Below are 12912 nucleotides of genomic sequence, written 5' to 3'. Positions count from 1 at the left end.
CCATGCCTACCTTTCCTGCCAGTCGCCTTGCCGACATTGCCCCATTTCACGTCATGGAGTTGATGGCGCGCGCCAGGGCACTCGAAGCCGAGGGTCGGAACATCATTCACATGGAAGTCGGTGAACCCGATTTCCAGACGCCCGAGCCAATAATCGCTGCCGCCCGGGCCAGCATCGAAAGCGGCCGCGTCTTCTACACGCCAGCGCTCGGTCTGCCCGAGCTGCGTCGTGCAATCGCCGACTTCTACCAGACACGCTACGGAATCAGCATCCCCGCAGCACGTGTTGCGGTGACTGCCGGCGCCTCCGGCGCCCTGCTGCTGACCCTGGCCTGCCTCACCGAACCGGGCAGCGAATGGCTGCTCTCCGATCCTGGCTACCCGTGTAATCGTCATTTCATCCGGAGTTTTGAAGGTATCCCGATAGGTATTCCGGTCGGCCCGGAAAGCAACTTTCAACCCACCCCGGCAACACTCGAAGCACACTGGACCGAACGCTCGGCCGGGGCTCTGCTGGCCTCGCCGGCCAATCCTACCGGAAGCATGCTGCGTAACGACCAACTGGCGGCCATCAGCGAGTTCGTTCGCCAGCGTCAGGGGCAACTGATCGTCGATGAGATCTACCATGGGCTAACCTATGAGCGTGACGCTCAGACGGCCCTGCAGTTCGGTGACGATATCTTCGTCGTGCAAAGCTTCTCCAAGTATTTCAGCATGACTGGCTGGCGACTGGGTTGGCTGGTTGTCCCCGAACGCTTCGTCCGCGACATTGAAAAACTGGCCCAGAATCTCTTCATCTCACCATCGACACCGGCGCAGCACGCCGCGCTCGCCGCCTTCACGCCGGCGACCATCAACATCCTTGAAGCACGGCGCAACGAGTTCCAGAAACGGCGGGACTTCCTGGCACCTGCTCTGGAGGCTCTGGGTTTTCGCATCGCTGCAAGACCGGACGGCGCCTTCTACCTCTACGTCAATTGCAGCGAATTGACCGTCGACAGTGATCGCTTCGCTCGCGACCTCCTGGACACGGCAGGAGTCGCGGTCACACCAGGCCTGGATTTCGGCAGCAATGCGCCGGAAAAACATCTGCGGTTCGCTTATACGACCGATGTTGTAAGGCTTGCCGAGGCAGTCGACAGAATCCGCCGCTTTCTGGGCTGAGGCCTTTCCAGCGGTCGCTTCATTGGCACTCGATCGACATGCCGCGGCGCTCAGCGAAAAGCCCGGGGCAACTTCCCCACCACCCTGAGGCGCTGCCAGTCGAAGCCAGGCCCGGGGTCGGTCTTTCGCCCTGGAGAAACATCACTGTGACCGACCACCGCCTCTATCGGGTAGCGCGCACACAGTCGCTGAAGCAGGTCCACCAGGCAGACGTACTGCACCTCCTCGAACGGCAACTCGTCACAGCCCTCCAGTTCGATACCGAGCGAGAAGTCGTTGCAGCGTACTCTCCCCTGCCAGGAAGAAAGGCCGGCATGCCAGGCGCGCTGCTGGCATGAGACAAACTGGATCAACTGACCATCTCTTCGAACAAGAAAATGGGCCGAGACCTGCAAACCGCTGATCTTCACAAAATAGGGATGAGCAGCCGGATCAAGCCGGTTGGTGAACAACTGCACGATCCCATCACCACCGAACTGCCCCGGCGGCAGGCTGATGGCATGAACCACGATCAGCGAGACAAGCTCGCCCGGTGGCCGCTCGTCCTGGTTGGGCGACTGAATACGCTGTACGCCTTCGAGCCATCCGTCATCCCCGATCGCTGAGTTGGCAGAATTACGCCACGAATTCACTCCTCGATTCCGAGCCGCTCGATGCGATAGCGTAGCGAACGAAAGCTGACGCCAAGCAGCCTAGCCGCAGCCGTCCGGTTGAAAGCCGTCTTGGCCAATGCTTCGAGGATTGCCTGCTTTTCGAGCCGGTTCAGGTAGTCGTCAAGTGACTCACCCTCCCTGCCTTGGCTGTCAGTGACAACCAAGGCCGGCGCGAGCTGCAGATCATCGAGAACCACTGTATTGTCGTTACACAGCGCTGTAGCCCGTTCCAGGATGTTTTCGAGTTCCCGCACATTTCCAGGAAAGCTATAGGCTTCCAACGCCTTTATTGATTGCAGCGCAAGGCGTGGAGGCTCCGCTCCGCAGAGTCGAACCAGCAGGGCCTCTACGAGGGGTTGAACATCCTCGCGGCGTTCACGTAGCGGCGGCATCTTGAGTTCGATGACGTTGACGCGGTAATAGAGATCCTGGCGAAAGGTTCCGGCATCCACACAGTCCTTCAGCAACCGATGGGTCGCCGAGATTATGCGCACGTCGACAGATTCTTCGACTGTGCTGCCGACCTTGCGTACCTTCTTTTCCTGAATGGCCCGCAGCAACTTGACCTGCATGACCAGTGGCAGGTCAGCGACCTCATCGAGAAACAGTGTCCCCCCTTGCGCAGCCTGGAAGAAGCCGTCACGCTCGCTATCCGCACCAGTAAAAGCACCCTTGCGATAACCAAAGAACTCGCTCTCCATCAGGTTCTCCGGAATTGCCCCACAGTTCACCGGAATAAAGGGCGCGGCACGGCGCGCACTTTGGTCATGAATCAGGCGGGCTGCGAGCTCCTTTCCAGTACCCGACTCACCGGAGATGTAGACAGGCGCCTGGCTACGGGCGAGTTTGTCGATCGTTTCTCGGACATGTTCAATGGCAGGCGAGTTCCCGACCAGTTGTGTCGCACTGCCGGCTGGTTGGTTACCGTCGACCGCTCCGTTGCGACGAGGCAGGTTGAGCGCCGACTTGATCAGGCTGCGCAATTGCTCGAGCGCGACCGGCTTGGCGAGATAGTCAAAAGCGCCTGCTTTGAGTGCAGCGACCGCATTCTGGGCATTGCCGAAGGCAGTGATCACCGCCACCGGCGTCTCGCCGTAGCGCTCCGAGATCAGCCGTACGATCTCCAACCCCTCGCCGTCAGGGAGGCGCATATCGGTCAAACACAGTTGATAGCGCTGCTGTTCGAGCAACTGGCGCGCCTGCGCCACACTTGCCGCGCAGTCGGCCGAGAGCCCCATACGAGCCACAGTCAGATCGAGCAGCTCGCGAATATCCGCCTCATCGTCGATTACCAGCACACGTGCCAGGTCGCCGCGAGGACGACGTTCCACCTTGCCTGTCAACACCCGACAGCCCTCCCCAAGACACGAAAATCTGCACCTGGCCCAGGGCTCAGCAGTTCGAGTTGTGCGCCATTCGCGTCACACAACTCGCGGGCAATATAGAGACCCAGACCAGTACCCCTATGGTGTGTGGTGAAGAAGGGCTCGAAGATCTGTTCCCGCCACTCGTCGCCCACACCCTCTCCATCGTCGATCACATGCAGTTCCACCTGACCATCGACCTTCGCATTAAAGACCAGCATGCGAACGCTTCCAGCCAAAACCTGCGAGTGACGCAGCGCGTTGCTCAACAGGTTCCACAGCACCTGATGAAAATGGGAACGATCGAAACAAAGGGTAGCCAAGCCCGACAACTCAAGGCGGATCACGTCGGCCGGCACGTTCTCCTTAACCAGGTATTGTTCGACAAAGGACGGCAGCATTTCTCTCAGGTCGATCAATTCACGGTAAACACGATCCCGGCGCCCTAGCTCCAGGACGTCACTTACGATGCGCTCCAGACGCTGGCTATTGTCCAGGACGATGCGCAACAGGCGCTCATGCAGCTCGCCGCGTCGCTCTTCTCGCATCAACTCGCCGGCATGACTTATGGCCGAAAGCGGATTACGGATCTCGTGCGCAATACTGGCGGTCAGCCGGCCAAGGGCGGCCAGTTTGATTTGCTGCGCCTGCTCGCGCAGGCGGCTCATATTCTCCAGAAAAACAAGGACGTCGCGCTCCGTGCTCGCTGTACCAACAAACCGTGCGCGCAACTGCATTTGGTTCGCCGCCACCTGCACCAGCATGGCATCTTCACTGCCATCCCGACACCAATCAGCAAAACCCCGCGCCAACTCTGGCGAATACTCCGGCAACAAGACCTCGCTACTGCCATTTGATCCCAGTAACTCCCTGGCACGCGGGTTGCTTTGTCTTACCCGGCCGTCTCGGCTGAGCACGAGGACGCCATCCTGCATCTCCTCGATCACGCGCTGGCTGATCACGGTCTGGTTGTTCAGGTCGATGCCACGCTGACGCGCCAGCGCCTCGTTGGTGATCACCCGCCGTGCCAACAGCCGGGCGCAGATGGCAACCGCAAAGAACCCGGCACAGAATAGCCCGGCATGAAAGAACCCGGCTGCGTCAAACTCGTGCTGCAATGCCCGGTAGGACTGCTCGAACAGAATCGAGAGAGTGGCCATGGCCGCATAGAACAGCACCAGACTGCCTTGGCCGACCAGGCCAGCGCCAGCCAACGTCACCAACAGCATCGAACCAAAACCGCTGCCCAGGCCACCGCCGACATGAATCAGCAGAGTCATCACCACCACGTCGACCAGCACGCTTGCGGTCAACTGCATGCTGTAGCCCTGGCGATGACGATAAGCCAGGACAACCGCCAGTACGGCACTCGCCAGGTATAGGCCAGCCAGGGCCAGATGCGGCAAACCCTGATGCGCGATCGATACGGGAAAAGCTGACGGGTACAACAGCGCGGCGAAGAAAAGAAGCGTCGCAACCGCGCAGCGGTAGAGACTAAAGTAGCGGAGTGACTTCCAGTGAGTCTCGGAGAAGCGTTCCGCGCCAGCCACCGTGGTCAGCATGGCCAGTCAGCCGTCGTCGGACTGGGCTTGACGAAAATGCGCGGCACAGCAGTAGTAGCGATGATTGGCCAGAATGCTCTCACTCACCGGCTGATTGACACCACAGTGGGCACACTCCACCATGCGCTCGACCTCCCGCATGGGCTGTGCAGCCGCGCCCCGTTTCGTTCGCGCCTTTCGCCAAGCCCACCAGACAAAAAGAACCAGTCCCGCCAGCAATAGGTATTTCGTCATTTCCACAAAGTCCCGCAGAGTTCTCAAGCATAGCAGAAGCCAGCAGTACAGCGTGTCGTCCGAAGGATTGAGGCAGGCAGCGGGCAAGGGAATGCCGTAGGCGCAGGCCTACCCTTGCAGAACAAATGGAGGAAAACAGGAGGAGCAACGGTTGGTCGGGGCGAGAGGATTCGAACCTCCGACTCCTGCGTCCCGAACGCAGTACTCTACCAGGCTGAGCTACGCCCCGACCGAAGCGACAACGGCGCTAATGGGTCCTAGCAACCGCGAAGAGGCATAATTCTAACAAGGAATCCTTGTATTGAGAAGCCGGTACGAGTTCGAGGGCAACGGCAGCCTGCTGTGCCTCGGTCGCAGCCTTCCGTTTTGCATATTCAAGCGCCCCGGTCCCACGAATCGCCGCCAGGACCTCGGGTAGATCATCGCGTCCGCCATTTTCTATCGCGCGCCGCACACTGGCAACCTGGTCTGCATCCCCGTTTTTCAAGACGAAAATCAGAGGCAGTGTTGGCTTGCCTTCAGCCAGATCGTCACCCAGATGCTTGCCCGTCTCCACCTCGGCACCCGAATAGTCAAGCACGTCATCAATCAACTGGAACGCGGTCCCCAGGTGCGCGCCGTAAATGGCCATCGCCTGCTCGATGGCCATACTGGCACCGCCAATGATCGCACCAACTTGCGCTGCGGCCTCGAACAGCTTCGCCGTCTTGTAGCGAATAACCTGCAGGTAACCCGTCTCGTCGAGATCTGCGTCATGGCAGTTCATCAACTGCAGCACCTCGCCCTCGGCGATGACGTTCGTCGCATCTGACAAGACCCGCATGATGCGCATATCATTGACTGCAACCATCATCTGAAAGGCCCGCGAATACAGGAAGTCGCCAACCAGCACGCTGGCCGAGTTGCCAAACATCGCATTGGCGGTCTGTCGGCCGCGCCGCAGATCTGAAGCATCGACCACATCATCATGCAACAAGGTGGCCGTGTGGATGAACTCGATCACCGCCGCCAGTTCGTGATGATGCGTACCGCGATAACCCAGCGCGCCGGCCGAGAGCAGGACCAATGCCGGACGCAGTCTCTTGCCACCGCTCTGAACGATGTACTCCGCCACCTGCCGCACGAGAACGACATCGGAATGCAAACGCTGGCGGATTACCGCGTCAACAGCCTTCATATCCGATCCGATCAGGTTGTAGAACTGCTGCTTTCTCACCACACTGCACCTTGGCACAAAAACCCGAGGATCTTAGGCGCCGGCATGTCCTGCGTCAAGCAAGGGATTCTCGGGAGCATCGCAAACCCTTTGACGAGGCCAGGAAAAGAACGTATCATCCGCGGTCCTTCGCTTCATATTGTCTAGCTATTTGGAGTCCAACATGTACGCGGTCATAAAAACCGGGGGCAAGCAGTATCGGGTTGTCAGCGGCGAAAAATTGAAAATAGAACAGATACCGGCAGCAGTTGGCGCTGAGGTCACTCTTGACCAGGTTCTCATGGTTGGCGAAGGTGACACCGTGCAGGTCGGCACACCGATCGTCGTCGGCGCCACGGTAAAAGCCACGGTGCTTTCACATGGCCGCCACGACAAGGTCCGGATATTCAAGATGCGTCGTCGGAAGCACTCGCAGAAGCATCAGGGACATCGCCAGAATTACACCGAGATTCGCGTTGACGTCATTGCCGGTGACGCTGCGCTTGACGTTTCAGTCTGATTTCAGAGGAGTCTGACTCATGGCACACAAGAAAGCAGGCGGCAGCGTACGTAACGGCCGCGATTCCGAAGCAAAACGTCTTGGCGTCAAGCGCTACGGTGGTCAACTGGTTCGGGCCGGAAACATCATCGTTCGCCAGCGCGGTACCGCCTACCATCCAGGCGAGAATATGGGCATCGGCAAGGACCACACGCTATTCGCCCTGGTGGATGGTCACGTACAGTTTGCGATCAAGGGCGCGATGAACCGGCGCACGGTGAGCATCCTTCCGGTAGTCATCTGATAGCCAGAGCGCTGGCATGCTCAGGCAAGCCAGCCCCGTACGAAGCCCTATCCTTGCAGGTAGGGCTTTTTTGCTTTCCCATCGTGACATGAGGAAGACACCTGACCATGAAGTTCATCGATGAGGCGAAAATTCTTGTTGCCGCCGGTGACGGTGGCAATGGGATCGCCTCGTTCCGGCGAGAGAAATATGAACCCGAGGGTGGCCCCGACGGCGGCGACGGCGGACACGGCGGCAGCGTACATGTCGTCGCTGACCGCAACGTCAATACCCTGATCGAATATCGCTACGTTCACAGGTTTCTGGCCAAGCGGGGCGAGAACGGTGCTTCCAGTGACTGCTACGGGAAGCGCGGCAAAGACCTGACGCTACGCGTACCGGTCGGTACCCTCATCGCCGATCTCAACACCAACGAAATAGTGGCCGACCTCGATGCGGACGGCAAGAAAGTGCTGCTTGCCAAAGGTGGCCGAGGCGGCCTGGGCAACGTTCATTTTAAATCCAGCGTCAATCGCACGCCGCGCCAGTTCACCCGCGGTGAACCTGGCGAGCAACGTGACCTTCGACTCGAACTTCGGCTGCTAGCAGATGTCGGCCTGCTGGGCCTGCCCAACGCCGGCAAGAGCACGTTCCTGCGGGCGGTCTCTGCGGCCCGTCCCAAGGTTGCAGACTATCCCTTCACCACAATCGAACCCCACCTTGGCGTCGTACGAGTGGACTGCGATAGAAGCTTTGTCATTGCCGACATCCCCGGATTGATTGATGGAGCGGCAGAAGGCGCCGGCCTGGGCACCCGCTTCCTCAAGCATCTGGCCCGCACGCGCCTGCTGCTGCATATCGTAGACCTCGCCCCGCCAGACCCCGAGGCGGACCCCGTCCGCGATCTACTCACCGTAACTTGTGAGCTGGAAAAGTACGATCCGGAACTTGCCAGGAAGCCGCGCTGGCTGGTTCTGAACAAGCTGGACCTAATACCAGAGGAAGAACGCGAGGCGCGCATTGCGAACTTTCTGCAGGCGTGTGGAGCAGACACCCAGGCCAACCCGAGCTTCCGCATCTGTGCCATCAGCGGCGATGGTTGTCGGGAACTGGTGCAGAAGCTGCAGGACGCGCTGGACAGGCTACCGCGTACGCAGTCGTCAGCTACCGTAACAGCCGCTGCAGCTGACGCACATTTTCCGGAAAACATGTCCGAAGATGAGGCGCGGCCCTGAACATGGCCATTACTCGCACCGCTTCTGCCCACCGACTGGTCATCAAGGTTGGCTCCGCCTTGGTCACCAACAACGGCGAAGGCCTTGATCTCGTAGCCATCAACGATTGGGCAAGACAAATCGCGAAATTGCGCGAGACCGGCAAGCAAGCCATTCTCGTCTCTTCTGGAGCGATCGCCTGCGGCCTGCAACGCCTCGGCTGGCGAAAGCGCCCAAGCGCCGTGCACGAACTGCAGGCGGCGGCAGCCGTCGGCCAGATGGGCCTGGCGCAGGTTTATGAAAGGGCCTTCGCCCGTTACAACCTGCATACCGCGCAGATCCTCCTTACGCATGACGATCTCGCCGACCGCAAACGCTACCTGAATGCACGCTCGACACTGAGCACACTCCTGCAATTCGGCGTGGTCCCGATCATCAACGAAAACGACACCGTCGTCACTGATGAAATCAAGTTCGGTGACAATGACACCCTCGGCGCGCTGGTGGCAAACCTCGTTGAAGCCGACTGCCTGATCATTCTCACCGACCAGCAGGGCCTCTTTACAGCCGATCCACGCAAGAATGCGGAGGCCACTCTGATCAGCGAAGCGCAGGCCGGACTTCCCGCCCTCGAAGCGATGGCGGGTGGTGTCGGCACACAATTCGGTAAGGGCGGGATGATTACCAAGGTGGTCGCTGCCAAGCGCGCGGCACGAAGCGGCGCCCACACGGTCATCGCCAGTGGGCACGTGGGGGACGTCATACTACGCTTGGCGCGTGGAGAACCCCTCGGCACGCTATTGGTGTCGGAAACGCAGCCGCTCACGGCTCGCAAGCAATGGCTCGCTGACCACCTCCAGCTCAATGGCAAGCTGGTTCTCGATAGTGGCGCAATAAACGCACTCAGGGAAGGGAAAAGCCTCCTGCCAATCGGGGTGATGATGGTCCAGGGCGATTTTGAACGCGGCGCCGCAGTGGCCTGCGTCTCCAGCGAAGGCCAGGAGGTTGCCCGCGGCCTGGTCAACTACGGCAGCAGCGATTCACGACGCATTGCGCGCCACGCCAGCCAGGATATCGAAGAAATTCTCGGCTACATCGACGAGCCGGAGATCATCCATCGCGACAACCTGATTCTCACCTGAAGGCCGCCAACATTGCGGCAAGGTATGCTTGCAGCAGTTCTCATTTCAAACCCAAGCAATGCGGCTGTTGGCGTAGGTTGGCGCACGCGGATTGGCAGACTTGGGCGATGAAGATTGAGGGAAACTCCGGGTGTTTTTTAAAATAATGCTGGTAAACAGTGTGTTATAGTGTTAACCTCGAACTTGATCGAAGTATTGATGATTTTCAGGTGCCCAGCCCATTTCGACCGTTGCCCCCATCCCCCTGCCGAGCCCCGCCATCGCCTTGATCGAGAAGGTTCGGGATGCATTCCGGGCTTTGCCGGACGGGCGTAAGCAGAGCAACGCCCGGCTCTATGAGATGGAGGATGCGGCCCTGTCGGCCTTCGCCGTGTTTTTCTCGCAAAGTCCGTCCTTCCTCGATAGCCAAGTCAGGATGCAGAAGCAGTTGGGGCGGAACAATGCCTCTTCGCTGTTCGGGGTGCATGAGATTCCCTGCGATAACCAGATTCGCAATCTGCTGGACCCGGTGCCGCCGGAAACGGTGTACCCGGTCATGGCCGAGATTGGCGATGCCCTGTACCAGCAAGGCTATCTGGCGGGATTTCGCTCGCTCAACGACACCTTGCTGATTGCCCTGGACGGCACTGATTTCTTCTCGTCGGAAAAGATTTCCTGTGCCGGTTGCAGCGAGACGCGCCTGAAGAACGACAGGGTTCTCTATCGCCACCTTGCCGTGACGCCGGTGCTGGTGGCGCCGGGCTAGGCGAACGCCATCCCGTTGCCGCCGGAATTCGTGCAACCCCAGGACGGCCAGGACAAGCAGGACTGCGAATTGGCCGCCGCGGCCCGCTGGCTGGCGCGCTGGGGCGAGCACTACCGCCCGTGGCGCATCACCTACCTGGGCGACGACCTGTACTGCCATCAGTCGCATTGCCTGCGGGTGCGGGCGCAACAGGCCGACTTCCTGTTCACCTGCAAGCCCGAATCCCATGCCACGCTCTACGAGTGGGTCGGCGATTTCGAGCGCAACGAGCAACTCGGCCGCGTCGTACAGGCGCGACGCGTCGGCAAGAAGCACTTTACCGACACCTATCGCTATGCCCATCAAGTGCCATTGCGCAACACGGACGATGCCGTGATGGCCAACTGGCTGGAACTGGTCACCACCGATGCCCGCGGTGCCATCGTCTTCAAGAACGCCTGGGCCACCTCGCATGCCATCACCGACCATAACGTCGCCGCTCTGGCTTCCGCCGGGCGGGCGCGTTGGAAAATCGAGAACGAGAACAACAACACCCTCAAGACCAAGGGCTACCATTTCGACCACAACTTCGGACACGGCAAGCAGTTTTTGGCCAACCTGTTCGCTACACTGATCTTGTTGGCCTTCTTGGTCCATACCGCCCTGGACTGGATGGACACCCGTTACGCCAAGGTGCGCGGCCTGCTGCCCTCCCGACGCACCTTCTTCGAACACCTGCGCGCCTTGCTACAGTACCTGCCGTTCGATGACTGGGATCACCTCATGCGCTTCATGCAGCAGCGCCTCGCTCCCAACGCCCCAGACACCGGCTGACTTACCCCATCCAACAGTCCTTACCCTCAACACCCACTACCATGGAATTTGAAATGAGAACTGCTGGTATGCTTGCCTCAGCGCGACGATTCGGCCAGTTTCTGATAGACAAAAGCGGTCAATGCAATCGCAACATCATTGGGCAGACCAGCGAACTGCACACCATGCAAGAACTCGCCGGACTCGTCACTCGACACGTAGCGGATAGTCGCATCAATTGACGCCAGGAACTCGATCTCCCGGATGTCCACGCGAAACTTGATTGACAGCAGATCGCCCTTGTTCCCGAGCCTCCCCTTGGACGCCAGCATGGCGCCGCTGACACTGATGTTGGTCACCATGGCGCCAGTGGTAACCGTCCGCGTATCATCCTGAATGGCAACGGCACAGATGATTCTGACCGGCACTCTTTCGCCGGTCCGTACCATCAGACCTCGTACTTGCGAGGGATAGCTGAGATGCAGGTGCGGAAAAGGGATGTTGGATGATCTCAGAACACTTGCTGTAAACGCATAAGCATTCCTGCCAGCGAAAAAGCGGACCACGAAAGCCTGTCCTTCGCGCACGAAACAGAGCCTTCCGTCCACTTCCGGCATCGTCACGATAACACTCCTGCCTTTGAGATAGCCAATCAGCTTGACGTAGTACCTGCTTTCCGCCTGCTCCGTCTGTGCCTGGATCTGAAACGAGTCACCGATTGCTAGCTTGATCTCGTCTAGCGGTACGATCCGCTCACCAGATGGGTCGCTGGGGCCAGCTTCGCCGGCGTCGCGTCCATCGCGCCGAAAACCGATGTTCACACTGACTCCCTGGCGGTCACGGTACAGCCCCTTTTCAATCAACGCATCGACTTGCGATTTCGTTTCCAGTACGAAGCCCTGCTTCAGCAGAAGATTCCCGTGGCTGTCATAAACCGCCCATGGAAGGGGCCTCCCAAGATCAATATCGCTTCTCCGCACCGCGATGTGGCGGGTGTCTGGCGTCATTGTCGACCCTGAATTTTATTGTCGGACAAAAAGCGAAAGGTCTACCCGCGCGCCGAAGACCTGTTCTCATCACTGCGCCGGCTACCGAACCATCGTTTCCAGTTTCGGCATCCTCCGCTGCTCCCCGTAGCCGACGACACCAAAACCTGCCCCATTATCCTGGCGGCTGGCAACAGCGGCAACTCTGAACTTCAATTATGATACTCTCGAACCGAGGCGGATACTCTACCCAGGGTCACCACAACGCGGCCCATGACGACAAGGCGCCCCACTGCAGACCCCAAGTTCTTGGCCAAACCATGACATGTGCCGTGCTATGCTTCTTCCCTTCCTCTGCAGGACGCTCGATTCCAGCCGACGACATGAACGATCAGCGAAAAACTACGGTTCACCTGCCTTTCTCCGATAAGTACACCGATTCGCATTCACAGGAGTACTTCCAGAAGCATAACGAGAAGAAGTTCTCTGACCGAATGGAACATCGCATGGCGCAGCGTGCCCTGGCCCTTGCCGGGAACCCGTCGTCGGTGCTGGACCTGCCCTGTGGTACCGGACGGTTCTGGTCGATGTTGGCGCAGGACCCGAAGCGCGAGTTGCTGGCAGCCGATTACAGCGAGGCCATGCTGGAGGTCGCCAGAAGGACGCGTGATCCTTCCGTGGTGCAGCGCTTTCGTTTGCTGCAGTGTTCCGCTTTCGAAATCACGCTGCCTGATGACAGTGTCGATTGCATCTTCTGCATTCGCCTGATGCATCACATCGGCGACTCGACCAACCGCGTCGCAATGCTCAGGGAATTCCATCGAGTCAGCCGGGACACCGTCGTCCTGTCACTTTGGGTCAATGGCAATTACAAAGCCTGGCGCCGTCGCAGACTCGAAGATGCACGCCGGCAAAGAGGAGAGAACAGCGACAACCGTTTCATCGTGCCGCGCGCGCAGTTCGAACAGGAGTGCCGCGAGGCGGGCTTCGAGATCGTTGGTCACGTCGACTTCCTGCCCCGCCTTTTCATGTGGCGTGCGTATGTGCTGCGCAAGAAAACGTTTTAGAGGCAGGCTGGCA

At 59.2% G+C, this 12912-nt stretch carries 12 protein-coding genes, 1 tRNA gene and 1 pseudogene; 7 read left to right on the top strand and 7 right to left on the bottom strand.

Annotated features, from left to right (window positions below; genetic code table 11):
- The first annotated feature begins 2 nt into the window (after nucleotides 1–2).
- Nucleotides 3–1163, top strand: coding sequence for a pyridoxal phosphate-dependent aminotransferase (locus V5B44_RS07625; protein WP_332358476.1), 1161 nt, complete (start codon nucleotides 3–5; stop codon nucleotides 1161–1163).
- A 50-nt stretch (nucleotides 1164–1213) separates the two neighbouring features.
- Here V5B44_RS07625 and ampD read toward each other — a convergent pair whose 3' ends face one another.
- From ampD to V5B44_RS07595, 6 genes are all read right to left on the bottom strand, one after another.
- Nucleotides 1214–1795 carry a 1,6-anhydro-N-acetylmuramyl-L-alanine amidase AmpD gene (ampD, locus tag V5B44_RS07620; protein WP_332358475.1) on the bottom strand — a complete coding sequence of 194 codons (582 nt, stop codon included), beginning with the start codon at nucleotides 1793–1795 and terminating at the stop codon, nucleotides 1214–1216.
- A complete protein-coding gene (locus V5B44_RS07615; RefSeq protein WP_332358474.1) occupies nucleotides 1792–3162 on the bottom strand; it encodes a sigma-54-dependent transcriptional regulator in 1371 nt (456 codons plus the stop codon). Before V5B44_RS07615 ends, ampD begins: the two co-directional genes overlap by 4 nt.
- Nucleotides 3156–4742, bottom strand: a complete 1587-nt coding sequence (locus V5B44_RS07610; protein WP_332358473.1) for a sensor histidine kinase — start codon at nucleotides 4740–4742, stop codon at nucleotides 3156–3158. Before V5B44_RS07610 ends, V5B44_RS07615 begins: the two co-directional genes overlap by 7 nt.
- Nucleotides 4743–4748: 6 nt before the next feature.
- Nucleotides 4749–4976: a PP0621 family protein gene (locus tag V5B44_RS07605; protein WP_332358472.1), complete on the bottom strand. Its 228-nt coding sequence runs from the start codon at nucleotides 4974–4976 to the stop codon at nucleotides 4749–4751.
- Between the two features lie 152 nt (nucleotides 4977–5128).
- Nucleotides 5129–5205: transfer RNA gene (locus V5B44_RS07600), tRNA-Pro, on the bottom strand.
- Nucleotides 5206–5223: 18 nt separating this feature from the next.
- Nucleotides 5224–6192, bottom strand: a complete 969-nt coding sequence (locus tag V5B44_RS07595) for a polyprenyl synthetase family protein (protein WP_434735411.1) — start codon at nucleotides 6190–6192, stop codon at nucleotides 5224–5226.
- A gap of 163 nt (nucleotides 6193–6355) precedes the next feature.
- On the opposite strand from V5B44_RS07595, the gene rplU reads away from it, so the two are divergent.
- From rplU to V5B44_RS07570, 5 genes and pseudogenes are all read left to right on the top strand, one after another.
- Nucleotides 6356–6691 carry a 50S ribosomal protein L21 gene (gene rplU, locus V5B44_RS07590; RefSeq protein WP_332358471.1) on the top strand — a complete coding sequence of 112 codons (336 nt, stop codon included), beginning with the start codon at nucleotides 6356–6358 and terminating at the stop codon, nucleotides 6689–6691.
- Nucleotides 6692–6710: 19 nt separating this feature from the next.
- Nucleotides 6711–6974, top strand: coding sequence for a 50S ribosomal protein L27 (gene rpmA, locus V5B44_RS07585; protein WP_332358470.1), 264 nt, complete (start codon nucleotides 6711–6713; stop codon nucleotides 6972–6974).
- Between the two features lie 107 nt (nucleotides 6975–7081).
- Nucleotides 7082–8188 (top strand): Obg family GTPase CgtA, encoded by a 1107-nt coding sequence (gene cgtA / locus V5B44_RS07580; protein ID WP_332358469.1) that lies wholly within the window; start codon nucleotides 7082–7084, stop codon nucleotides 8186–8188.
- A gap of 2 nt (nucleotides 8189–8190) precedes the next feature.
- A complete protein-coding gene (gene proB, locus V5B44_RS07575) occupies nucleotides 8191–9309 on the top strand; it encodes a glutamate 5-kinase (RefSeq protein WP_332358468.1) in 1119 nt (372 codons plus the stop codon).
- Nucleotides 9310–9574: 265 nt separating this feature from the next.
- A pseudogene (locus tag V5B44_RS07570) lies at nucleotides 9575–10867 on the top strand (ISNCY family transposase).
- Nucleotides 10868–10944: 77 nt separating this feature from the next.
- On the opposite strand, the gene V5B44_RS07565 reads toward V5B44_RS07570, so the two are convergent.
- Entirely contained in the window at nucleotides 10945–11853 is a 909-nt protein-coding gene (locus V5B44_RS07565; protein ID WP_332358467.1) for a flagellar brake protein, read from the bottom strand.
- Between the two features lie 362 nt (nucleotides 11854–12215).
- On the opposite strand from V5B44_RS07565, the gene V5B44_RS07560 reads away from it, so the two are divergent.
- A complete protein-coding gene (locus V5B44_RS07560) occupies nucleotides 12216–12899 on the top strand; it encodes a class I SAM-dependent methyltransferase (RefSeq protein WP_332358466.1) in 684 nt (227 codons plus the stop codon).
- Nucleotides 12900–12912 lie beyond the last annotated feature (13 nt).

The sequence above is a fragment of the Candidatus Accumulibacter necessarius genome, assembly GCF_036625085.1.
This window is presented reverse-complemented; position numbering and strand designations above follow the sequence as displayed.

Bases quoted from the DNA above. Each gene is read 5' to 3' on its own strand.
- V5B44_RS07625 (WP_332358476.1), top strand. From the start codon at position 3: ATGCCTACCTTTCCTGCCAGTCGCCTTGCCGACATTGCCCCATTTCAC.
- V5B44_RS07610 (WP_332358473.1), bottom strand. From the start codon at position 4,742: ATGCTGACCACGGTGGCTGGCGCGGAACGCTTCTCCGAGACTCACTGG.
- V5B44_RS07605 (WP_332358472.1), bottom strand. From the start codon at position 4,976: ATGACGAAATACCTATTGCTGGCGGGACTGGTTCTTTTTGTCTGGTGG.
- rplU (WP_332358471.1), top strand. From the start codon at position 6,356: ATGTACGCGGTCATAAAAACCGGGGGCAAGCAGTATCGGGTTGTCAGC.
- rpmA (WP_332358470.1), top strand. From the start codon at position 6,711: ATGGCACACAAGAAAGCAGGCGGCAGCGTACGTAACGGCCGCGATTCC.
- cgtA (WP_332358469.1), top strand. From the start codon at position 7,082: ATGAAGTTCATCGATGAGGCGAAAATTCTTGTTGCCGCCGGTGACGGT.
- proB (WP_332358468.1), top strand. From the start codon at position 8,191: ATGGCCATTACTCGCACCGCTTCTGCCCACCGACTGGTCATCAAGGTT.
- V5B44_RS07565 (WP_332358467.1), bottom strand. From the start codon at position 11,853: ATGACGCCAGACACCCGCCACATCGCGGTGCGGAGAAGCGATATTGAT.
- V5B44_RS07560 (WP_332358466.1), top strand. From the start codon at position 12,216: ATGAACGATCAGCGAAAAACTACGGTTCACCTGCCTTTCTCCGATAAG.